We start from the raw sequence: 21,413 nt of genomic DNA on the forward strand, positions 1-21,413 counted from the left end.
TTCCTGCCGCCCGGATGGTTATGGCTAGGCATCCTCGATCACTCCTTCCATTGTTCTCGCGTCGAATATGAGCTGGTTCGCTATCTTCACTCCGACGCGGTCGCCTTCTTCGAATATAAGATTATGATCTATCGCGAAATGAGTCTCCATCTGCGAACGGAGCTCGTGTCCCGCGAAATCTATGCGCTGGTCCACTATCGGGCCGAGCAGGTTGACTCGCGTCACGGTGCCTGTGACCATGCCGCCGTCCGGGCCGCGGAAAAGGTCGATATCCGACGGGCGGCAGCCCATCACCGCGTCCTTCGGCAGCGGCTCTTTAACCTCGTCCGCAAGCAGCGCGTCCGTGCCCTTGACGTACAGCTTTCCGCCGCGTTCCTCGACAGGGAGCATGTTCGCCACCCCCATGAAACGGAAGACGAAGGCGTTGACAGGACGTTCGAAAAGCTCCACCGGAGTGCCGACCTGGCAGATATTGCCGTGCTGGTCGAGCACTGCGAGGCGGTCGGATATCGCGAGCGCTATCTCCTGGTCGTGCGTGACGTAGAGGACTGTCGCGCCCTTTCTCTTTTGAAGGGCCCTTATCTCGAAGCGCATCTCCTCGCGCAAATTCGCGTCGAGGTTGGTCAGCGGCTCGTCGAGAAGCATTATCTTCGGCTCGGCGACTAGGGCGCGCGCCAAGGCGACGCGCTGCTGCTGACCGCCGGAGAGCTGCGACGGGAGACGTTCCTCGAGGCCGTTCAGGTTGACGCTGTTTATCGCGTCCTGCGTCCTCTTAGCCGCTTCGTTCTTATCGACTTTCTGCATCTGGAGAGGGTACATGACGTTCTCCCTCACGGTCATGTGCGGCCATACCGCGTAATCCTGGAAGACGACGCCGAGCGAGCGCTCCTCCGGCGGCACCATTATCTTTTCGGCCGGCGAAGACTGCGTAACTCCGCCTATCTTGATCGTTCCGGCGTCCGGCGACTCGAATCCGGCTATCATGCGCAGCATGACCGTCTTGCCGCAGCCTGACGGCCCGAGCAGCGTGAAGCATTCGCCGTCGTTTATCGTAAGGTTGAGGTCCTTGTAGACGACTTTGTTGCCGTAAGCCTTGCGCACGTGCTCAAGTTTGACTTCAGCCAAACAGATCCACTCCTTTCTTCTGCCATTAAAAAACTAGGAAGGCCGTGAAAACCAGGCCTTCCCGTAAAAACCGCCAAAAGACCTTATGCGTGCGGCCGCGCCTCGATCACGCGCAGCCGCGGCGCATAACGGCTACTTGCCGGGGCGCAGAATTTCTTTGAATTCCTTGATGAAGGCTTCCTTGCCCTCGCCGCTCATCTTCTCGAAGTCGAGCTTGATGGCGTTGACGACCGCGTCGTGCGGCTTCGGCAGCGGGCTGCCGGCCGGGAGCTCGACGTCGTCGCGCACGGGAAGCGTGTAGTTGTTGGCTATGATCTGCTGGCCTTCCTTGGAGAGCAGGAAGTCCACGAACTTCTTAGCGGCGGAAAGATTCTCAGTACCCTTGATGATGGCGACGGGGCTCGGAAGCACTATCGTCTCCTTCGGGTAAGCCATGGCGAGCGTGGCGCCCTTCTCTATCTTAGCCATCGTGATGTAGTCGACACCTATGCAGGCGACGAGGTCGCCCATCGCGGTGTCGTCCACGACCTGGCCGGAGCCCTGGCTCATGATGCCGCCGTTCTTCTGCATATCCTTAAAGTAGTCCCATCCGTAGAGGTTCACGAGAGCGGCCGCGCTGCCGTAGGCGGTGCCGGAAAGGGCCGGGTCGGCTACGCCGAAAGCGTCCTTATAGTCGGGGCCGAGGACGTCTTTCCAGGTCTTCGGGGCTTCTTTGATGAAGCGCGTGTTGTAAACTATGCCGAGCGTCCCGTTGCGGGCGGGCGTGAAGTATCCGTCCGGGTCGATGACGGGGCTGTCTACATACTGCGCGTTGGGCGACTTGTAGGCCTCGAGCACGCCCTGCGCCTTAAGCTGATAGAAGTCGGGAACTTCGCTGTGCCAAAGAACGTCGGCGACCATCTTGCCGGACTGGCGCTCAGCGGCGATCTTAGCCATGAGCTTGCCCGCGCCGGCGACGTAGGCGTCGAACTGAACGTCAGGGTTCTGTTTCAGGAAAGCGTCCTTAAGCTCGCCGATAAGCGAGTCCTTCATCGACGTGTAGACCGTCAGCTTCTCCGCAGCCATCGCAGCGCTGGATACGAACAGCATCGTAACCAGCATCAAAAACGCAAAAAATTTCTTCATAAAACTACCTCCTTATACGTATTGCGGGGTCTCCCCAATTTAATTTCAGTCCCGCCCTCGCCGGCTGATTATATAGAGGGCGAAAACAAAAATTACATACTTAATACAGAGCCGTTATCACCTTACCATTACTTATGTGCTAATAAAATGTAAAAACTTTGTAAAAATATTACATATCTTTACGTGTCGGAATGATATAACAGGGCAATAAAAAAATCAACACGAGGCGATTTACTGCTTTGTGTTGATTTTCACGTTTTTCTTTATTTTTAATAGACTCAATCGCGGGATATTGTCTGACCTACAGGCTTATCGGCAATTTCGCCTATTTTTTACAACTTCGTCGTTTTATTCATCATCCTGCCGCAGGCTTCGACCACGTGCTTAGCGAGCACCGCGGTCGTGACGCGCCCTATACCACCGGGGACGGGAGTCACGGCGCGCGCCGTCTTGGAGGCCTCGTCGCAGTCCACGTCGCCGCACATCGCGCCGGTTTCGTCAAAATTTATCCCTATGTCCACGATCACCTGCCCCGGCGAAAAATATTCGCGTCCGAGCATCTTCGCGTGCCCTACCGCGACGACGAGGATGTCGGCCTCGCGGCATATCGACGGCAGGTTTTTCGTCTTCGTGTGGCAGACGGTGACGGTGGCGTCGCGTTCGAGCAGCATCATCGCGACCGGCTTTCCTACGACGAAGCTGCGCCCAACGACGACGGCGCGCTTGCCGGCTATCTCTATGCCGTAGTGGTCGAGCATATCGATGCAGGCCTCCGCCGTGCAGGGCGCGAAGCCTATCTTCTTGCAGGAGTAAAGCCCGGCCATCGAATACTCCGTGATGCCGTCCACGTCTTTCTCCGGCGCCAGCGCGCGGCAGACGGCGCGGTCGTCTATGTGCGGAGGCAGCGGACGCAGCAGCAGGACGCCGTGGACGGCGGCGTCCCTGTTGAGCTCCCGGATGTACCCTATAAGCTCGTCCTGCCCCACGGACGCCGGGAAATGGCGGCGTTTCACCTCGACGCCGGCGGCTTCGCAGCATTTCGCCGCGCTGCGCTCGTATGCCATGTCGTCCTCGCTGTCGCCGACGCGGATTATCGCGAGCGCCGGCGCGGAGCCTTTCGCGCGCAGCTCGTCCGCTCGGTTCTTGAGGTGATCGTTAAGCTTGTCTATGACGGGCCTGCCCTTTAGTATCTCTGCCATATCGGTTCACGTCTTTCATTAAAAATAACTCTCCGGCGCGCAGGGCGCGCGCAGCAGTCATAATTTTAACACACCGCGGAAACCGGCGCCCATGCGCGCCAATGCCGCGTGACATAGATATATTGTTTTGAAAAGAGTATAATTACAGAGTAAATGAACTCGGGAGGAGACGCGAATGTCGCACAACCACACTCACGGCTCGCCCTATACGCGGCTTATCGAAAGACTGAACCGCTTCCCGCAGGGCGCGCCCGAATCAAAACGTTTATACGACATATTAAAAATACTCATGACGGAGAAAGAGGCCGGGCTTATGGCCCAGCTTCCTATAAAGCCGTTCAACGTGCGCAAGGCCGCTCAAATGTGGCAGATGCCCGAGCACGAAGCCCAGAAGATGCTCGACGACCTCGCGGGGAAGGCGCTCATCGTCGATATAGAGCAGGAGGGCGAGCAGATGTACGCGGTGCCGCCGCCTATGGCCGGCTTTTTCGAGTTCTCGCTCATGCGCGTGCGCCACGACATAGACCAGAAGACGCTGAGCGAGCTTTTTTACCAGTACATCACGGTAGAAGAAGACTTCATGCGCGACCTCGTATGCGGCGGCGACATACAGATGGGACGCATCTTCGCGCAGGAGCCGCAGATTCCGGACGAATATCTTCTGCAGGTGCTCGACTATGAACGCGCGACGAACGTCATAGACACGGCCACGCATATCGGCGTAAGTATGTGCTACTGCCGCCACAAGGCTATGCACGAAGGACACGCCTGCGACGCGCCGATGGATATCTGCATGACCTTCAACACGACGGCGTACACGTTAATCAAATACGGGCACGCGCGCGAGATCGACGCCGCGGAGTGCCGCGACCTTCTCGCGCAGGCGTACGACTACAACCTCGTCCAGTTCGGCGAAAACGTGCGCCGGCGCGTCAATTTCATCTGCAACTGCTGCTCGTGCTGCTGCGAAGCGATGCTTGCGATAAAGCGATTCGGCGTCGCGCAGACGATATGCTCGAACTTCCTGTCTAAGGCGAACGCGGAAAAATGCGTAGGGTGCGGCAAGTGCATGAAGATATGCCCGGTAAACGCTATAGAGATGACGGAAGAGAACGGACGCAGAAAAGCCCGCGTCGTCCCTGAGCGCTGCATAGGATGCGGAGTCTGCGTCAAGAACTGCCAGACGCACGCGCTGATGCTGGAGCCGCGGCCGAACAGGCTGATAACGCCGCTCGACACGACGCACAAGGCGGTCGCGATGGCTACGGAGCGCGGCAAGCTGCAGGATCTGATATTCGACAACAAGGTTCTCTTCAGCCACCGCCTTCTCGCAGGCGTCCTCGGCGCGATACTGAAACTCCCAGGCCTCCAGCGTTCTTTCGCTCAGGCCCAGCTCAAATCAAGATACCTGGAAAAGCTGATAAGCAAAGCCGCGGGGGAATAAAAAACACCGGATATAAAAGAAGGGCGAAGGGCGCTTAGCTCATAGTACGAGAGAAAGCGCCATATCATGGACGGCCGGCGATCCGCCGAGCCGTCCGGCTTTTCCTCGGCCGCCCAAATTTATGAAGCGCCGTGCGACGGCGACTGCGGCGCAGCCGCGCCGCACCCGCGGAACGGGCGGGCAAGAGGCCGCCGGCCCGCCGTCAAACACGGCGCGCCGGCATTTTTTCAGCGATTTATTATCGGACGCCGGATTCCTCGGCCGTCGCAGACGGTTTAGATGCTTTCAAAATCGGTTCCGTCGTAAGCCTCCACCGCGGGCCAGAAATCTTCTCCGTAACGCTCCGCCAGCATTGAGCGGACTTTCCCGACAACTTCGCCGGCGCGTTCCGGCGCGACTTGCCCCAGAACGCGGCCGAACATCTGATATATGTCGGCGCAGTGGTAGGCCATCTCCCGCTTGACGCGCTCCCCCGGCTTGAGACGCTTCGCGTAAGTCTCCATGAAATCCTCTTTTATCTCGGGGCTGCTGAAATAAAAGTCGCACGACGAGTTCAGGTGCATATTCTGCGCGCATAAGAAGCCGAGTGACGGGTTGAATCCTCTTAAGATAGACCCGTCGATCTCACGGCAGTAATCCACACCGCACTCAGCGCACCCCATCGCGCGGAACTCCCGCGCCCACCAACAGTCCGTCTGACGTTCGTGAACGACGCCGGGCGCAGCCTCATACGTTCCGCAGTCGGTCAGCCCTTCGTCGTCGCAGAGCAGTTCGCCGTACGCGAAGTAAGACGTTACGTCGAGCGGATTTCCGTCGCGCAAGGCCCTCATCGCCATCCTGCGCCCACGCCTCGCCCCGTACGCGCGCGATGCGGTCATGAAAATGTCGAGGCCGCGCTCCTTGCCGAAGCACTCGGCAAGCGTCTTATAAAAAGCCGCGACGATTCCGCCGTGGTGGGTCTCAGTCAACGACGTCTTCAGCTTCGGCATCGTCCTGCACCTCAAGATTCGGGAACGCGAGAATCAAAACAAGCGCCGCCGTCGCGATAAGGCTGACTGTGAAAAGCGCGGCGCTTCCGCCCATCATATAGCGTATACAAATGCCGTAGGCAAGGAAGAAATTTGCTGCGCACAGCAGCAGAGTCAGCACGCAGCGCATACGAAGCGGCCCGACGCTGGATTCCAGAAAGCGCGATATAGTTTTTGCCATTACGCCCACACTCCCAATTTAGTAAGAACAAAGATAACGAAGGTGAGGTTGAGAACGATGACGCTCACCAGTATACCGAGGTTATAGAGATAATTGCGCACTACGTTCCGGCCGAGGAACTTACGGTCGTTGGCAAGAAGGAACCACGAAGAACCGCTGACCCAAGAGAAGCATGACTGAAGCCCGGCGACTAGGATGACCGCCCACATCGGCTTTCCTATATAAGCGCCGAGAAAACCGATCTGAGTGCTTATTATACCGAACTTCCAAAGCGCCGAGTTCGGATCGAGCGGTTTGCCGAATGCGCGGCAGAGAGATTGGGCGGCGATAGTGCTCATACCTATCATGGTGGACACCGTGATGGCCAGCACGCCTATATAAAAACCGATCTGTATCGCAAGGCTCGGTATCGCGCCGACCAGAGCGTGCGCCAGCTCGTAAGTGTCGGTCGGGAAAGTGCCGCCGCTGAAAGTAACCGCAAAAGCGATGCCTACGAATGTAAGCACCAAGGTGACGGGAACGAGCCCTCCGAAGACGAGGTCGAAATGGGCGAGCTTCTCATGCACCGGAGTAAAGCGCCGCTGCTTCATGGCGTAATGATACTGGCACCAGTCGCCGACCGCGACTACGGATATGAGGGCGGCGACGCCGGTGGTGACGCCTTCGACTCCGCTCGGCAGCGTCGGTACGAGCAGCCCGTGGAACAAAGCGCCCCAATCTACGCCGGTCACGAATATTACGGCGACGAAGACAAGCATCATGACGACGACGAGGAATTTGCTGAAATTCTCAACAAAGCGCACCGCCTTGTCGTTTTTGCCGTACATCCATGCAAACGGGAAAGACATAAGAAAAATAATGACCCAGTTCACTGAGCGCGGACAGCTTATCCCGACAAGCGCGAACATATTCTCCAGCGCGTCGGTGCCGAGCGCGTACTGCGCGAATGTAAAAGTTACGTATCCCAGATAACAGGCTATGAGCCCGGTGACCACGGAGCCTACCAGTTTGGTCTGATACTTGTTCTGCGCCGTGATGACGTCCAGCTTGCTGTGGACGGCGAATTTGCTGCCCAAAGAAAACATGAACATTCCAAGCAAATAAGAATAAAACGGTATCCACAGCATTTTGTATCCGTAAGCTGCGCCCATGGCCGCGACCGAGGCGAACGATCCGGCTCCGAGCGTTGTAACCGCTTCCATAAACGCCGGCCCAGTGTACTTGCTGTAGCCCAGCCAGCGCTTGAGGACAGGCGCGTCGTTAAGCCGCTTTAGGTCCTCAACTTCCCTGAGATATTCTTCCCTATCATTCATATCTCTTCACTCCTTTGAAAATCAACCTTCGCAGATTAAATCGCGGACGACATTCCGACCGTATGGCTCTATAGTCACCTCATCGGCATCCACCCTTTCCTTACAGGCGAGCTTCACCGCCCCGTCCACCTTGACCATGCACTTGCCGCACGCAGCCTGACGGCACGCGGCGTGCGAAAAAAACGCCAGCGTATGATCCTGGTTTTCATATATATCTTCAAGAATGTTCATAACTGAGACGGCGGCGCCGTCGTCCACATCGACGGTATATCTGCACATGCGTCCGCTGCCCGTTTCCGCGCCGCGCAGGATGTTTACAACTATCTTCCTCATAGGCCCTCCTCCTATTTCAGCTAAGCTTCCCGATGACCTCTTCCACGTAGGCTATGTAATCTTTACGCACCGGCTCGGGATGGATTTCTGTGTGTACAGGCTCGGCCCATTCGGTATTGAGCGCCGCGTCCTTTATCACAAGGTTCTTGAGATATCTTTCATTGTCGGTGTACGGATAGTCCTCCCTGAAATGCACTCCGCGGCTCTCCTTCCGCATATACGCCGCTTTAACTGTGGCCGCGGCGGTAAGCAGGCCGTTGCGCAGCTGCAGGTACTCAATCCATTCCTTGTTGTATCTGCGGTCCTTCGTGGAAAGGGACACGCTGCCGAGCCCGGCCCGCAGCGACGATATTTCGCCCAGCGCATCCTCGAGGACGTCTCCGCGGCGAATGACCGAAAGTGCGCGCGCCGTTACTTCGTGCATGGATTTTCTAAGCTCGACGGGGCTCGTCCCGCCCTCGGCGCCGAACGGCCTGAGCAGCTCTTCCTCAATATCCTTGAGGAGCGTACCGGCGGCCTGCGGCGCGGCGCAGTCTTTCGCGTACGACGCGGCAGAAGCGCCGGCGATGCCGCCTTCTATCAGCATCTCCGTAGTCGCGGCCGATACGCGGTTCGCGCCGAACATGCCGCCGGTGCATTCCCCGGCGGCGAACAAGCCTGGGATTTTAGTGCGCATCTCGTCGTCTACTCGTATGCCGCCCTCGAAGTAGTGGGCGAACGGCGCGCATGTCACGCAGCCGCCTTCACGGAAAATTTTCATAATATCGCCGTATATGCCTTTGGAAAGGCTCGGCAGATCGTTGTACAGCTCTTCTTCAAGCTCGCGCGGAGAGAGGTCTATGACATAATAGACGCCGCCGAAACGATTGCGGCCGCGCGAATCGATCTCACGCTGAATCGCGTACGAAAGCAGCATTTTATTCCATTCAGAATCAAGCGCTAGCGTTTCGACGTCGGGCGAAAGATAACGGTGGGTGAATGTCTTGCCGAATTTATTGACGAAAGAGCCATATCCTATCGTGTTCGTGATATAAGGCAGGATATTGCCGCGGTACATTTCCGGCGCGAGTATGACGGCGGGGCAGTAGGATATCATCTCCATGTCCACAAGCTCCGCGCCGGCGCGCAGAGCTGCGGCCGGGCCTTCTCCGCAGCAGTCGGTAGGGCCGCTCGTATTTCTAAAAATGCCGTGGCTTCCGCCGGTCGCTATAATAACGGCCTTAGCCGGTATATAGTATATTTCGCCGGAGAGGACGTCGGCGCACACGCACCCTGCGACACGCCCGTCTTCTACGGCCACGTCCGTGAAAAGACGGTTCTCCGCCCACTCTATCCCCAGTTCCCTGACGCGCCGGAACAACGCGTCGAGAATCGCGGAGCCAAAGACGGATATGCCGCGCTCTCCCTCGGTGCCCAGCACCTCCATGCCCCAATCCATAAGCTCCTTTATGCGATCAGGCGCGCCGTCTACGAATTTACGGATAAGTTTCTGATTCCCGAGATAAAATCCTTCGTGGCACACATCGGCAAAGAATTTATCTTTCGTGTCGTCTTTGTTCCGTTCGCTCAGCCCCATCTTGCAGAGGCTGCCGCCGTCGCAGGCGATGTCAGCGCTCAGATTGGCGCCGGCAAGCAGCGTAGATCCGCTGCGATTGATCTTGCCCTTCGCTATGATAAGCGTTTTTGCGCCGCTTTCTGCGGCGCTGACGGCGGCGCGCAGCCCTCCGCCGCCGCTGCCGATTACGATCACGTCATATGGAGCGCATCGTTCCAATTTTTTTCCCCCGTTCTTATAAAAACGGTCAAAACAGCCGCTTTTTATTTTTGTTTCCAACGAAACAAAAATACTATTCTCTCCGCTTCACGTCAAGGGGAAAATTCAACTTTTATAAAAAACAGATTGTATTTATATTTCAGAGGAAACAGCGGATTCCAGGCGGCGGGCGCAAAGGTCTTCCATGTAATCCGCGTATCTGGTGAGGACGTCAAGAACTATTTCTTTGGAACTTTTTGGAAGGGATTCAAAATATGAATAGAATTCGCGGCCGACTGTATTGTGGAAATCGTTGTGGGCGTAAAAAACATCCATCCCGGATTTCGTCGCTTTATAATATACTTCCTTGCGGTTGAGCCCGTCTCTGTAACATTCTATAAGCCCGCGCTTTACGAAGCCCCTTGTCATTTTTGAGATGGTGCCCTTGGGAATGCCTGTCACGCCGGCGAGTTTAGTTGTGTTTATCCCCGGATGGCAGATGATTTTTTCCAAAGTGTGCATTTCGCGCGGCAGCAGACGCATCCCTGGAAGATATTCGCGGTGTATCCTGTTGTCCATATTTGTATAGCTGCATATACGAAGCACGGCTTCGTCAAATTTTAAGCGGCTGTCCGACACAAAACCATCCCTCTCCCGCCGCGGCGGCGTTTTATTATGACGCCGGCCTGGTTCTGCCGCGGCCTCCGGCATCCGATAAACTCCGTGCGTCCGCTGCGGCCCTGTTTTTTCCGGCGCGCGCGCCTCGCACGGAGCAAACGCGGGACGTTCGGCCGGGCGCACGGCGGGCGTTTTTTAAGCTCGCGCGGCCTGCAAATCCCGCTTAGCGGCCGCGCGCCGTTCAACACGGACGACGGACGGCCCGGTAAATCGATAAAAACCCGCTATTATCGCAAAAAACGCGGCGGGACGCCCCCGCCGCGCTGATCTTTACGACGGACGAGCCGCCGCCGGCAACTTTGTTATACTTCCGGACGAATCCTCTTGTAGAACACAGCCGAGCCGTCTTTGGCTTCGAGCATGTAACCGTCTTTGTTCTTCGGGTTGTGGAACTCGTCCATCGTGAGCTTCGTGTGCATGAGCTGGAGGTCCTTCGTCTGCTCGAGGGCGTCGCGGACCTTCTGCGGGTCGGTGCTTCCGGCGCGCGTGATAGCGTCGGCGAGCCAGTAGACGGAGTCGTAGGCCATGACGGCGTTCATGAATTCCTGGCACTCCGTCCCGGTCTGCTTCTTATATTTGTCGAAGAAGTCTTTCAGCGCCGGGTCTTCCTTCGCGACGTGGCTGACCCAGAAGGTGTTCTTCATGGCTTCCGCTCCGGCGATCTCCCAGAAGTAGTCGCCGTAGCCGTCGCCGCCGATGATCGGGGCGGTGATGCCGAGCTCGCGGGCCTGCTTGACCGAGAGAGGCGTGCATTTGCCCATCGTCGGGAGGACTACGACGTCGGGATTGGATTCCTTTATCTTCGTGAGCTGCGCTCGGAAGTCGACGTCTTCGCCGCGGTGCCCTTCGTCGGCTACGACCTTGCCGCCCTGAGCCTCGAAGCTCTTAATGAAAAATTCGCGGAGCCCGTGCGAGTAGTCGCTCGACACGTCGTAGAGGATGCCGGCGGTCTTGGCTTTCAGGTCCTGCGCCGCGAAGGTCGCGAGGATCGCTCCCTGATAGGGGTCGAGGAAGCATATACGGAAGTTGTATGGGCGTACCTTGCCTTTTTCGTCTATCGTAACCTGCGGGTTGGTCGGCAGAGTGCCTATGTGGGCGACTTTGCCGCTGTTGAAGACCGGAGCGGCGGCTATGCAGAGGCCGGAGCCGCTGGGCCCGATGGCGGCGACTACCTTGTCCTGCTGGACGAGGCGGCGCGCGGCGTTGACCATGTCTTCATTTCTAGTGCGGCAGTCGTACATGACGACCTCGAGCGGCTTGCCGAGGACGCCGCCCTTGGCGTTGATTTCTTCGACCGCCATTTTGACGGATTCTACTTCGGCGACGCCGTAAGCGGCGAAGTCGCCCGTGACGGTGGCTATTTCACCAATTTTGATCGTGTCGGCGGCAAAAGCGGGGAGAGCAAACAACATTACCAGTAACGCGCTGAAACTAATGAACTTACGCACAGATATTACCTCCTCAATATTTTATGTCGCTTTTCTTTTGGTACTGTGCGTTCATTATAGCATATAATTTCACGATATTCCTGTGATATTGTAAATTTTTGAACGAACTTTGTTTATTAAGGAGAAACGGCGAAGCTCTTGTAGGCTCGAGCGCCGCCGTCCGGAGGCAGATAAAAAACCGCGCGGCTTCGGCGTCTGTAAGCGACGAGGCCGCGCGGTTTATTTTTTATCTTGCCGCGTTTACAAATTTTTAACGAAAAGCGCGCGTATCGCGTTGAGCACGGCCAGTATCATGACGCCGACGTCGGCGAATATCGCGAGCCACATGTTGGCTATGCCCAGCGCGCCGAGGATGAGGCATATCAGCTTTACGCCGATGGCGAAGACTATGTTCTGATAGACGATTCCGAGACATTTGCGTGAGATTTTAATCGCCGTCGAAATTTTCAGCGGGTCGTCGTCCATAAGCACCACGTCCGCCGCCTCTATGGCAGCGTCGGAGCCCATCGCGCCCATCGCTACGCCTATGTCGGCGCGGCGCAGCACCGGGGCGTCGTTTATGCCGTCGCCCACGAAGGCCAGCTTTTCCTTGTTGGACTTCGTCTTAAGCAGCTCTTCGACCTTCTCCACCTTGTCCGCCGGCAGCAGCTCCGCGTAAAACTGGTCAATGCCGAGAGTCTCCGCGACCTGGGAAGCCACGGACTTCATATCGCCGGTAAGCATCACCGTCTGCCGCACGCCAGACGCCTTGAGCGCGGCTATGGCTTCTTTCGAGTGCGGCTTCACCACGTCGGAGATGACGATGTGTCCGGCGTATTCGCCGTTTACCGCCATGTGTATGATGGTGCCGACGGAATGGCAGTTGATATATGACACTCCGAGGCGCTCCATCAGCTTCGCGTTGCCGGCCGCGACCGGCACGCCGTCGACGTTCGCCGTCACGCCCTCGCCGCTCGTTTCCTTTATATTGGTGACGCGCGAGCGGTCTATCTCCTTGCCGTAGGCGCGCTGAAGGCTCTTGCTTATCGGGTGCGACGAAGAGCTTTCCACCAGAGCGGCGTATTCTATGAGCTTCTTCTCAGCCATTTCGTTATGGTGGACCGCGTTGACTTCAAACACGCCCTTCGTCAGAGTCCCCGTCTTGTCGAAAACGACTATCTTCGTCTGCGACAGCGTCTCAAGATAGTTCGAGCCCTTGACGAGCACGCCTTCCCTGCTGGCGCCGCCGATGCCGGCGAAGAAAGAAAGCGGAATGCTTATGACCAAAGCGCAGGGACAGCTTATGACGAGGAACGTCAGAGCACGGTATATCCACTGGTCCCACTCCGCCGGCAGCCCCATGCCGAAGATTCGGACGAGCGGCGGCAGAACCGCGAGGACCAGAGCCGCGCCGCAGACAGCCGGAGTATAGACGCGCGCGAATTTCGTGATGAAGTTCTCGGACTTCGACTTGCGCGAGCTGGCGTTCTCGACGAGGTCGAGTATCTTCGATACCGTCGATTCTCCGAACTCCTTCGTCGTCCGTATCTTCAGCACGCCCGTCATATTGATGCAGCCGCTGATTATCTCGTCGCCCTGCTTCACGTCGCGCGGCACGCTCTCGCCAGTCAGCGCGCTCGTGTTGAGGCTCGACGTTCCTTCCGCGACCACGCCGTCTATGGGCACCTTCTCGCCGGGCTGAACGACGATGAAGCTCCCGATGCCGACCTCGTCCGGATCGACCTTTTCAAGCGCGCCGTCCTTCTCTATGTTCGCGTAGTCCGGGCGGATGTCCATCAGCTCGCTGATATTGCGGCGGCTCTTGCCGACCGCGTAGCTCTGGAACAATTCGCCGACCTGATAGAAGAGCATGACCGCGACCGCCTCGGTATAATCGCCGCTCCTGCCGTACAGCGCAAGCGCGATGGCACCCACTGTTGCGACCGCCATCAAGAAATTTTCGTCGAAGAGCTGGCGGTTCCTAATCCCCTTCGCCGCCTTAATCAGAATGTCGTAACCTACTATGAGATACGGGACGAGATAGAACGCGAAGCGCGTCCCCCCCTCCGCGGGGACGAAATGCAAACCGGCCATCAGCGCGAACGCCGCGGCGATACGCGCCAGCATTTTCTTCTGTTTCCTATTCATAACGCTCTCTCCGAATTGCGGGATTGTGAGGCGTTCCCCCGCGCGCTAAAGATATATCTCGCAGTCGTCATCAACTTTTTTGCAGTTCTTAAGGACTTCCTGCATAACGGCCTTGTTGTCGGCCCCGTCCTCGAACTCGACGTTCATCTTCAAAGTCATAAAATTGACGGAAGCGTTCTTCACGCCCGCAGTCCTCTGCGCGGCCTCTTCCATTTTGTTTGCGCAATTGGCGCAGTCGACGTCGATTTTATATGTTTTCTTCATAGCTGCGTACCTCCGTACATCTTTTTAATAATTAAACGATTGCTCAATCGTTTATGTATATAATATACTTCATTCGCCAGAAGTCAAGAGCTGAAAAACAATATCAAGCAAATAAAAATAAGAAAATTTTATGCAAGCCCGCAGGGCCCGTCAGCCCGGCCCGCAGGCTTAAAAGCTCGCGCAGGCCAGTGACGCTTGATCTACGGGCAAGGATATAAAGGGTACGCGTAAGTAACATTCTTCCACAGTTACGCCGTGGTTACGTTATTTCTATATGCAAATGGCATATGCAATAGAAACAAATTATGCGCTATTAAGTGAATTTTTAGATGTGACAATGAATAATCCGCAGGCTGCGAAAACCTGCGGCAAGTTCGAATCGGCAGTTGGTGCCGGAGGGGGGGGTCGAACCCCCACGGGTGTTACCCCGGAGGATTTTGAGTCCTCTGCGTCTGCCATTCCGCCACTCCGGCATTTGGTTTGTTCAGTGCTGGTCAGGTTTTTCCGTTTCCCCGCATTTGCGGGCTTGTGCGTGTCAGAAAAAGTGCGCACCTCGCCAGTCCACCGACATGACACTCGGGTATTTTAGCATTGTACAGCCGTTTTCGGCAAGTTTTTCCACGACGTTAGAACGGCGCTTACGTTTGCGCTTCCGCCTCACTCCCTCTGCGACTTCGGCTCGCCCTTGGCGAACGGCGTTTGAGATATGGCGGCGCTCATGATAGAATTGTTGAGAGTAATCAGATTACACGCGACGCACAAAAAATAATTCGTGGAGGTGCAGATATGAACTGTTATCAGATAATGGCGGTAAGGATACTTGACCGCGGCAAGAGCGCCGTTGAGGTGCAGAGAGTTCTGACGGAGCACGGGTGCGCGATACTTACAAGGCTCGGCCTGCACGATCAGTCCGTTCCTGGGACATGTTCCCCATCCGGACTGCTCGTCCTTCAGCTCTGCTGCGACGCGGATACTTCCGCGGGGCTCGAGAAAAAACTTAATTCGCTTGACGGCGTAAAGGCGAAGCTGGTGGACCTGTCCGACTAACGCTGCGCCGCCGCGTCCGGTCAAAAACGCGGCGGCGCTTTCCAACACAAGAACAAGCTCCAAAAGCCGATAATACCAAGCGCCGCGGAAACACGGGCGCTTTTCGGAAAAACGCCCGCGCGTCCCGCCCAGCGAAGATTTGATAAAAAAGGACATCAAGCTCCTACGCCATGCGCGTGATAAGCACCTCGTCCGCAGCGTCCCACGGCGGAGAGACGATACAGAGAAACTCAAGCCTTTCGTCTCCGTCGTTGACGATGTACTGCTCAGCTCCGCATGGGACGGCTGCGCATACTCCTGCGCGCAGCGCGGCTGTTTCGCCTCCGGCATGCAATATGCCTGTGCCGGAAAGCACCACATAAGTTTCGGCGGAAGTTTTCAAAAAATGCGGCACGGTGCGTCCGCGAGGCTCGATGTAGGCGTGGGCTAATGAATACGCTCCGAACGGCAAAGCATCGCGCAGCGGATGCGCGGCCTCGGCGAGTATACATCCGTCGCCTGCGGCGAAATGTTTCAATTCATATATATTTTTCACAACAAGCCCGCCGTTCACGCCAGCACCTCTTTCAAAAAAGCTCCTCTCATATATTATAAACTGCCGCAGCGAAGAGAACGAAATGGCCGCTGACGCCAGATTCTTGAAAATAGAGAAGCGGTATAAACGGATGGGAATAAAGGTCTTGAGTACATACAGAGTACAAGGCAATAAAAAAAGGTTTTCAGGAAGTCCCGAAAACCCTGTGATTGCAATGGTGGGCGATAGAAGAATTGAACTTCTGACCTCTTCCGTGTCAAGGAAGCGTTCTACCTCTGAACTAACCGCCCAACGAGTAGATATTCTACAGAGGGAAGTGCTATCTGTCAACACTTTTTTCTAAAGGACGTGAGAAAAAAATTTGGGGGCCGGATTCGTGCCTTCGGAGGCGGAGCGGACGCGGCGGAAATATAATATAATAGCGCGAGGACAAATACTTTAGGAGGGGTTTGCGTGAAGACTATAACCCTGTCGCATTATACTATGAAAGGCATCGAGCCATCGCCGTGGAGACAGACATGGGACAATCTCGTACATTTCGCGTCGCGCATGGCTCCGAAGCTTGCGCCGCTCGGCTTTCAGCTTAAGCTGCGCAAAGCGGAACTTGAGGAGCTTACGCAGGACAATCTTATGACGGCGAATATGGTGACTATCGAATGTCCCGACAACGACACCCCGGAAACGCCTATAGAGAATATGCTTATGTTCGAGCTTGATTTTACGCCGTGCCCTGAGTGCGTGACTCCGGACGGTCAGGAATTCCCGTGCCGCACGTTTACAAGTTTCGGCGGCGAGGTCTGCCAGGCTCTGCCGGAGGAATTTTTTATGGAAGCGGCGCTGCGCGTCGTGTTCAAGTCGCAGCACGAGTGCTCGTGCCATTGCGGCGAATGCGGAAGCGGATGCGGCGGCTGCTCGGGAGAAGGAGAGTAAAGATGGCTAAGCTTGTTATCACGACGAAGGGCGGGGACAAGGGGACGACTTCGCTTGCGAACGGCGAGCGCGTCGCTAAGGACGACCGCCGCGTGGAGCTTTACGGAACGGTAGACGAGTGCCAAGCCGCGCTCGGAATGGCGCGCGCATTCTGCGATGACGAAAAGACGGCGCTGGATATATATTTCATCGAGGATTATCTTTTCGGCGCTATGGCCTATTTCGCCAAGTGCGACTACGACGAGCCCGACCCCGCGATTTTAGAGAATATGTCTGACAGGGTGAAGGATGCGCTTCCGGACGACACGATGGCTTTCGTGCGTCCCGGCGACACCAAGTGCGGCGCGGCGCTGCATCTCGCGCGCACTATAGCGCGAAGGGCGGAGCGCGCTGCTACGCCGCTGTTCCGCGACGGAGAGATAAGCGAGAAAAGCTACAGGTTCCTGAACAGGCTTTCCGATGTGATTTATCTGTTGTCGCTGAAGGTCGACGCAGATTCTAAAAAGTGACTAAAAGCGCCGCCGCGTACGCCGAGCGGCGGCGCTTTTAGAGCCTTGCGGGGAACCGCGCCGCAAAGCTGAAATTTAACGAAAGAGTAAATTTTATGAGCTGCTCCAATCATACCGATCCGCGCGGCGGTTTGGCCGTCCGGTTTATGGAATTCGACGGCGGAGTATATGATAAAGAATCCGTCACGATGGAAGCGCTTGACGAAATGACACGCTTCCCGCTGACGGAGCGCAGTGCTTCCGTCTTTCTCTCCGGACGAGTATGACGAGGACGGCGGGGCTTTCCTTACTGTGGATATACAAAACGGATGGGCGGCGGCCGCGTTCAACGACTGGGACGATGGCGGAAGGCCGTACATGTACCAGCCGGTCAACCGCGACGGCGGCGAGAAGGAAGACCCCGTCTATACCGGCGGACAGACGCCGGCCGCCGCGCGCAACGCGCTGCGGGGCACTGATCTCGCTGCTGAATGCGCACGCCGTTTCGCCGTGACGGGATAACGTTGTCCGGGGCCGGAATTGGAACGGGCGGCATGACGAAGCGATTTCATGACGAAAGGCGCGGAGGCGGCCGCCCCCAACCTTTGGTCTTTGCATATTGGATATTCTAAATCAACGATACAAAAAACGCCGTGCTGATTCGCGGCGCGCCCACTCCGTCCCAGCCCCTCCGTCCATTTATAATCATTTAACTTCTGGAGAAGAATCATAATTTGTCATAACGGTCTCGACCCGCTATTCAGCGTCTTGCACTTCCCGCGGCCTCACGTGTTTGAAGCCGCGAGATTCCGCGTCCGCGGGGAAACGCCCCCGGCTGGGCCAGCCCCGTTTCATCTGGCGCTAGCCGCGCGCTGTAGAAATTGCCGATATCCGATCACTCGGACGGCACGCGGCGCCGGAGCGCGGAATGACGGCAAATCCGACTATTTCTCGTTGATAGTTAAATGAGTATAAGGAATATGCGCGGAACAAACGGCGTGCAGCGTCTAAAAGCTCGGATGCGCGCTTTTCAGGATTTTTTCTCCGCTTCGTCCTCCGTAGAGAATCTTTTCCAGAGACGTTTGAAGCGCTCTTCCATGCGCGCTTCCGCGCCGAGTTTGCCCGGGAAGTAGAAGCGCCGCACCTCCGGCAGATAGGCCTGAGGCGTCCAGTGGGCGGGGCTGTCGTGCGGGTAGACGTAGCCTTCGCCGTCGTTGCGCAGGTGGCTCGGCACTTCCATTATGTTGCCTTCGCGCACGTTTTTCTGCGCGGCCGCTATCGCGAGGTAGGCGCTGTTGCTTTTCGGCGCGGCGGCTAGGTATATGACCGCTTCGCCGAGTATGATGGACGCCTCCGGCATTCCTACGCGGTCTACGGCGGCGGCGGCGTTCTGCGCGACGACGAGCGCCATCGGGTCTGCGAGACCGACGTCCTCCGAGGCGAGTATGCAGAGGCGGCGCGTGATGAAGCGCAGGTCGTCGCCGGCTTCAAGCATTCGCGCGAGCCAGTATAGCGCCGCGTCGGGGTCGGAGCCGCGCACGCTTTTGATGAGAGCGGAGATGACGGCGTAATGGTCGTTCGAGTCGCGGTCGTAGCGCTGTATCGCGCGTCCGGTGCTCTGCGCGATTATCTCTTCCGTTAGGACGGAGCCGCCGCCCATCGCCGCGGCCGACACCGAGGCCTCGAGCCTGGTCAGAGCCTGGCGCGCGTCGCCGCCCGCGAGCGCCGCGATGTGCTCCAGCAGTTTTTTGTCCGCGCTCACGCCGAGGCGGCCCAGGCCGCGTTCTTCGTCGCTGAGCGCGCGTTCGAGCAGCGCGCATATATCCTCGGTTTTCAGCGGTTCGAGCGTGTAGACGACCATGCGCGAGAGCAGCGTTTTGTTTATCTCGAACCACGGATTCTCAGTCGTCGTGCCTACGAGTATGAGGCCGCCGGCCTCGACCGACGGGAGGAGCACGTTCTGCTGTTTTTTGTTGAAGTGGTATATCTCGTCCACGAAGGCTATCGCGGAGCGGCCCGTCGCGGCTTTCGAGGCGGCAGCCTCGTCTAGCAGGTCGCGCAGCGTCTCGACCTTCGCGCTGACGGCGTTTATCTCGAGCAGCTCGCGTCCCGTTGTTTTCGCCATGAGGCGCACGAGCGTAGTCTTGCCTACGCCGGGAGGGCCGTAGAGTATGCAACTCGGCACTTTGCCGCCTTCGAGCAGCACCCGCAGCGCTTTGCCGCGTCCGAGGATATGCCGCTGTCCCGCGTATTCGCCGAGCGAAGCGGGCCTCATGCGCTCGGCGAGCGGGACCTCGAAACTCGCGCGTTCCGTCCCGCCGAAGAGGCTGCTTTCAGGCATCGCTATATTTTCTTGCGTTCAAGATAACGCTGAAGGTCAAGCGAATTCTTCGGCGCGTTCAGCGGTTCCTCGCTTTCGGTGACGACCTCGGCGAGCGGGAAGCGCGTCGCGAGGAATTCGCGCGCGGCTTCGTGCATCGGCCTGCCCATCAGCGCCGTGTCGAAGGACGGGTTCTTCTTCCAGTCGTCTGGGGTGAACATCCTTTCGGGCTCCACGAATATTTTGCCGACGCCGAGCGCGGCGGCGCGCGCCAGCCAGCAGTCGGCGGTCGGCGACGGGGCGTCCGGCAGGGCGAAAGTCATCGCCGAGGCGTTGACGAGCCAGTGCTCGCTCTTCCTCGCGTATATCTCTCGGTATTCCCACGGCACCAGCGGCTTGGGCTCTTTCAGCTCCGCGACCAGGTCCGTCATTTTGGGGTACATCACGTCGGCCCACGCGCTCCACTCCGGATTTTCCCTCTGTACGAGCACGGCGCGCATTCCGGCGCGGCGCGCGCCCTGAAGGTCGTAGAGAAAGTCGCCGACGTACACGCAGCCCCTCGGGTCCGCGCCTATCTCCTCCGCCGCGGCGAAGAGCGCGCGCGGGTCCGGCTTGATCCAGCGAGAGTTGTCGCGCGCCCGCGTGTTCGCGGGGAGTTCGACGCCTATCACTTCGGCGCCGCGTTTTATGACATTCATACAGTTCCTGGAAACGACGCAGTAAGGCACTGAGTTCTCCTCGAGCCACGCCAGCAGCTCGAGTGCGCCGGGCACAGGCTCCGCGCGCTCGGCTCCGTCCATCTCGAGCGCCTCGAGCTCGGCGAAGAACGATTCGCGCATCTCCGGCTCGAGCGTGCAGGCCTCCTCGAGCAGCATAGCCCGGCGTCCGCCGTAATATTTTTCGCGCAGCGGGGTGAAATCGAGCCGCGTTTCCGCAATGACCCCGTCCCAGTCGAGAATGAAGCCAGACGCGCCCGCCGGTGTCCAGAAGGGCGATTTGATATCTATATTCATGGCAAGCCTCCAAAACAGTAAATCCAAACCTAACGAATAAATAAAAACGTCATACGCGCGAAAAGGCGCGGAACGCGACGCAACTATATTATAGCTCAAATTTCCATATAAAATTGAGCCTTTTGCAAAAATTCGGCGCGGAAGGGAGGACGTGCGCGGCTCACATAAGGGCGGAGAAAGCCGCCGGCGCGCGAAAGGCAAAATAAAACCCCGCGGGGCCGTGTATGGGAGGCCTTGACCCGTTCCTAACAGGATATAGGCTAAATGTCCGCCTGACTTGGTCGATAGCTAAGTATCTCCGCCGCCGTCGGACGAAATGCCTAACGGGATCAATTGTTGGCTCAAGACTCACCCCATATCACACGTACTCAGCAGGGCGAAAGATTAAACGGTTAATCTTCAAGCATGATTATAGCGGCGATATGAAAAAAAACAAGTGGCGCGCGGATTTTCCGACATCTTTCACCGCCAGAGCCTCATTCGCCGCGAGCCAGAGCTTCTAGCTCGGCGTTCAGGGTGTCGCGCAGCCACAGACCGACTTCGGGCGAAGCGAGCATGTCCCGGTCGCCGTCGAGCGCTTCGACTATCTCGTCGGTGTCGAGCGTGAACTCCCTGCCGTTCAGAATGTGGCGGTATTTCCAACGCACGCGCGGAGAGCCCATGACGAGCGTCATCACTGTGGACGGCATGTCGCCGAGCGGCGGGCGGTCCACGCTGCTAAGGCTGAACGTCGCCGTCACTGTCGTCCCGCGTCCGAGCTCCGAGTCTATCGTCAGCCCTCCGCCGCAGAGTTCGGCGGACTGTTTAAGGAAGGGCAGCCCCATGCCGACGCGCCTCGTCGTCCGCGTCGTGGTGAACGGGTCGGTAACCCTGGCAGTGAACTCCGGGCTCATCCCCTTTCCGTCGTCCTTGACGGAAAACATCAGCAGGTCCTTCGCCTCGTCCTCCTCTATCGTTATCCCGACTTCCGTCGCGCCGGCCCTCGTGCTGTTTTCCGCTATGTCGAGAACATGCGCCGAAAGATCTTCGAGCATTCCCCACTCCCCCTCAGCCTGTGCCGCG

Annotated in this window: 21 protein-coding genes and 2 tRNA genes; 5 read left to right on the plus strand and 18 right to left on the minus strand. The window is 57.4% G+C overall.

What is annotated here, in order from left to right:
- Positions 1–24 precede the first annotated feature (24 nt).
- The 3 genes from B5F39_RS00995 to B5F39_RS01005 form a co-directional block, all read right to left on the minus strand.
- Positions 25–1,125, minus strand: a complete 1,101-nt coding sequence (locus tag B5F39_RS00995) for an ABC transporter ATP-binding protein (RefSeq protein WP_087362969.1) — start codon at positions 1,123–1,125, stop codon at positions 25–27.
- A gap of 132 nt (positions 1,126–1,257) precedes the next feature.
- Positions 1,258–2,250: an ABC transporter substrate-binding protein gene (locus B5F39_RS01000; protein WP_087362970.1), complete on the minus strand. Its 993-nt coding sequence runs from the start codon at positions 2,248–2,250 to the stop codon at positions 1,258–1,260.
- Positions 2,251–2,582: 332 nt separating this feature from the next.
- The gene (locus B5F39_RS01005) at positions 2,583–3,449 is read right to left on the minus strand and encodes a bifunctional 5,10-methylenetetrahydrofolate dehydrogenase/5,10-methenyltetrahydrofolate cyclohydrolase (RefSeq protein ID WP_087362971.1); all 867 of its coding nucleotides are present in this window, start codon (positions 3,447–3,449) and stop codon (positions 2,583–2,585) included.
- A gap of 175 nt (positions 3,450–3,624) precedes the next feature.
- On the opposite strand from B5F39_RS01005, the gene B5F39_RS01010 reads away from it, so the two are divergent.
- On the plus strand, positions 3,625–4,893 hold the full coding sequence (locus tag B5F39_RS01010) for a 4Fe-4S binding protein (RefSeq protein WP_087362972.1): 1,269 nt from the start codon (positions 3,625–3,627) through the stop codon (positions 4,891–4,893).
- A 275-nt stretch (positions 4,894–5,168) separates the two neighbouring features.
- Here B5F39_RS01010 and B5F39_RS01015 read toward each other — a convergent pair whose 3' ends face one another.
- From B5F39_RS01015 to B5F39_RS01060, 10 genes are all read right to left on the minus strand, one after another.
- Complete coding sequence (locus B5F39_RS01015; RefSeq protein ID WP_087362973.1) at positions 5,169–5,882, minus strand: L-2-amino-thiazoline-4-carboxylic acid hydrolase; 714 nt, start codon at positions 5,880–5,882, stop codon at positions 5,169–5,171.
- Positions 5,854–6,102, minus strand: a complete 249-nt coding sequence (locus B5F39_RS01020; protein ID WP_087362974.1) for a hypothetical protein — start codon at positions 6,100–6,102, stop codon at positions 5,854–5,856. The genes B5F39_RS01015 and B5F39_RS01020 overlap by 29 nt, the downstream gene beginning before the upstream one ends.
- Positions 6,102–7,415 carry a divalent metal cation transporter gene (locus tag B5F39_RS01025; protein ID WP_087362975.1) on the minus strand — a complete coding sequence of 438 codons (1,314 nt, stop codon included), beginning with the start codon at positions 7,413–7,415 and terminating at the stop codon, positions 6,102–6,104. The genes B5F39_RS01020 and B5F39_RS01025 overlap by 1 nt, the downstream gene beginning before the upstream one ends.
- 21 nt (positions 7,416–7,436) lie before the next feature.
- Entirely contained in the window at positions 7,437–7,748 is a 312-nt protein-coding gene (locus B5F39_RS01030; protein ID WP_087362976.1) for a 2Fe-2S iron-sulfur cluster-binding protein, read from the minus strand.
- Positions 7,749–7,764: 16 nt separating this feature from the next.
- A complete protein-coding gene (locus B5F39_RS01035) occupies positions 7,765–9,522 on the minus strand; it encodes an FAD-binding protein (RefSeq protein WP_158095885.1) in 1,758 nt (585 codons plus the stop codon).
- Positions 9,523–9,654: 132 nt separating this feature from the next.
- Positions 9,655–10,212, minus strand: coding sequence for a MarR family transcriptional regulator (locus B5F39_RS14135; RefSeq protein WP_087362978.1), 558 nt, complete (start codon positions 10,210–10,212; stop codon positions 9,655–9,657).
- Between the two features lie 269 nt (positions 10,213–10,481).
- The gene (locus tag B5F39_RS01045) at positions 10,482–11,627 is read right to left on the minus strand and encodes an ABC transporter substrate-binding protein (RefSeq protein ID WP_087362979.1); all 1,146 of its coding nucleotides are present in this window, start codon (positions 11,625–11,627) and stop codon (positions 10,482–10,484) included.
- A 240-nt stretch (positions 11,628–11,867) separates the two neighbouring features.
- A complete protein-coding gene (locus B5F39_RS01050; RefSeq protein ID WP_087362980.1) occupies positions 11,868–13,754 on the minus strand; it encodes a heavy metal translocating P-type ATPase in 1,887 nt (628 codons plus the stop codon).
- A 45-nt stretch (positions 13,755–13,799) separates the two neighbouring features.
- The gene (locus tag B5F39_RS01055; RefSeq protein WP_087362981.1) at positions 13,800–14,018 is read right to left on the minus strand and encodes a cation transporter; all 219 of its coding nucleotides are present in this window, start codon (positions 14,016–14,018) and stop codon (positions 13,800–13,802) included.
- A gap of 387 nt (positions 14,019–14,405) precedes the next feature.
- Positions 14,406–14,491 (minus strand) — tRNA-Leu (locus tag B5F39_RS01060).
- Between the two features lie 313 nt (positions 14,492–14,804).
- Between B5F39_RS01060 and B5F39_RS01065 the strand changes: the two genes are divergently transcribed.
- Entirely contained in the window at positions 14,805–15,065 is a 261-nt protein-coding gene (locus tag B5F39_RS01065; protein WP_087362982.1) for a hypothetical protein, read from the plus strand.
- A 163-nt stretch (positions 15,066–15,228) separates the two neighbouring features.
- Here the strand turns inward: B5F39_RS01065 and B5F39_RS14140 are convergent, their stop codons facing one another.
- Both B5F39_RS14140 and B5F39_RS01075 read right to left on the minus strand, forming a co-directional pair.
- The gene (locus B5F39_RS14140; protein WP_158095887.1) at positions 15,229–15,600 is read right to left on the minus strand and encodes a cupin domain-containing protein; all 372 of its coding nucleotides are present in this window, start codon (positions 15,598–15,600) and stop codon (positions 15,229–15,231) included.
- Between the two features lie 215 nt (positions 15,601–15,815).
- A tRNA-Val gene (locus B5F39_RS01075) sits at positions 15,816–15,890 on the minus strand.
- A gap of 163 nt (positions 15,891–16,053) precedes the next feature.
- Here B5F39_RS01075 and B5F39_RS01080 point away from each other — a divergent pair.
- The 3 genes from B5F39_RS01080 to B5F39_RS01090 all read left to right on the plus strand — a co-directional run bounded on the left by B5F39_RS01080 (position 16,054) and on the right by B5F39_RS01090 (position 17,540).
- Entirely contained in the window at positions 16,054–16,530 is a 477-nt protein-coding gene (locus tag B5F39_RS01080) for a DUF2703 domain-containing protein (protein ID WP_087362984.1), read from the plus strand.
- Positions 16,531–16,532: 2 nt separating this feature from the next.
- Positions 16,533–17,039: a cob(I)yrinic acid a,c-diamide adenosyltransferase gene (locus B5F39_RS01085; RefSeq protein ID WP_087362985.1), complete on the plus strand. Its 507-nt coding sequence runs from the start codon at positions 16,533–16,535 to the stop codon at positions 17,037–17,039.
- 291 nt (positions 17,040–17,330) lie between these two features.
- Positions 17,331–17,540 carry a hypothetical protein gene (locus B5F39_RS01090; RefSeq protein WP_087362986.1) on the plus strand — a complete coding sequence of 70 codons (210 nt, stop codon included), beginning with the start codon at positions 17,331–17,333 and terminating at the stop codon, positions 17,538–17,540.
- Positions 17,541–18,048: 508 nt separating this feature from the next.
- Here B5F39_RS01090 and B5F39_RS01095 read toward each other — a convergent pair.
- The 3 genes from B5F39_RS01095 to B5F39_RS01105 all read right to left on the minus strand — a co-directional run bounded on the left by B5F39_RS01095 (position 18,049) and on the right by B5F39_RS01105 (position 21,385).
- Entirely contained in the window at positions 18,049–19,359 is a 1,311-nt protein-coding gene (locus B5F39_RS01095; RefSeq protein ID WP_087362987.1) for a replication-associated recombination protein A, read from the minus strand.
- A gap of 2 nt (positions 19,360–19,361) precedes the next feature.
- Entirely contained in the window at positions 19,362–20,351 is a 990-nt protein-coding gene (locus B5F39_RS01100; RefSeq protein WP_087362988.1) for an HAD hydrolase-like protein, read from the minus strand.
- 476 nt (positions 20,352–20,827) lie between these two features.
- Positions 20,828–21,385, minus strand: coding sequence for an ATP-binding protein (locus tag B5F39_RS01105; RefSeq protein WP_087362989.1), 558 nt, complete (start codon positions 21,383–21,385; stop codon positions 20,828–20,830).
- Positions 21,386–21,413 lie beyond the last annotated feature (28 nt).

It is taken from the genome of Cloacibacillus sp. An23 (genome assembly GCF_002159945.1).
Lineage (GTDB): Bacteria > Synergistota > Synergistia > Synergistales > Synergistaceae > Caccocola.

Bases quoted from the DNA above. Each gene is read 5' to 3' on its own strand.
- B5F39_RS01000 (WP_087362970.1), bottom strand. From the start codon at position 2,250: ATGAAGAAATTTTTTGCGTTTTTGATGCTGGTTACGATGCTGTTCGTA.
- B5F39_RS01005 (WP_087362971.1), bottom strand. From the start codon at position 3,449: ATGGCAGAGATACTAAAGGGCAGGCCCGTCATAGACAAGCTTAACGAT.
- B5F39_RS01010 (WP_087362972.1), top strand. From the start codon at position 3,625: ATGTCGCACAACCACACTCACGGCTCGCCCTATACGCGGCTTATCGAA.
- B5F39_RS01015 (WP_087362973.1), bottom strand. From the start codon at position 5,882: ATGCCGAAGCTGAAGACGTCGTTGACTGAGACCCACCACGGCGGAATC.
- B5F39_RS01020 (WP_087362974.1), bottom strand. From the start codon at position 6,102: ATGGCAAAAACTATATCGCGCTTTCTGGAATCCAGCGTCGGGCCGCTT.
- B5F39_RS01025 (WP_087362975.1), bottom strand. From the start codon at position 7,415: ATGAATGATAGGGAAGAATATCTCAGGGAAGTTGAGGACCTAAAGCGG.
- B5F39_RS01030 (WP_087362976.1), bottom strand. From the start codon at position 7,748: ATGAGGAAGATAGTTGTAAACATCCTGCGCGGCGCGGAAACGGGCAGC.
- B5F39_RS14135 (WP_087362978.1), bottom strand. From the start codon at position 10,212: ATGCCGGAGGCCGCGGCAGAACCAGGCCGGCGTCATAATAAAACGCCG.
- B5F39_RS01050 (WP_087362980.1), bottom strand. From the start codon at position 13,754: ATGAATAGGAAACAGAAGAAAATGCTGGCGCGTATCGCCGCGGCGTTC.
- B5F39_RS01055 (WP_087362981.1), bottom strand. From the start codon at position 14,018: ATGAAGAAAACATATAAAATCGACGTCGACTGCGCCAATTGCGCAAAC.
- B5F39_RS01065 (WP_087362982.1), top strand. From the start codon at position 14,805: ATGAACTGTTATCAGATAATGGCGGTAAGGATACTTGACCGCGGCAAG.
- B5F39_RS01085 (WP_087362985.1), top strand. From the start codon at position 16,533: ATGGCTAAGCTTGTTATCACGACGAAGGGCGGGGACAAGGGGACGACT.
- B5F39_RS01095 (WP_087362987.1), bottom strand. From the start codon at position 19,359: ATGCCTGAAAGCAGCCTCTTCGGCGGGACGGAACGCGCGAGTTTCGAG.
- B5F39_RS01100 (WP_087362988.1), bottom strand. From the start codon at position 20,351: ATGAATATAGATATCAAATCGCCCTTCTGGACACCGGCGGGCGCGTCT.
- B5F39_RS01105 (WP_087362989.1), bottom strand. From the start codon at position 21,385: ATGCTCGAAGATCTTTCGGCGCATGTTCTCGACATAGCGGAAAACAGC.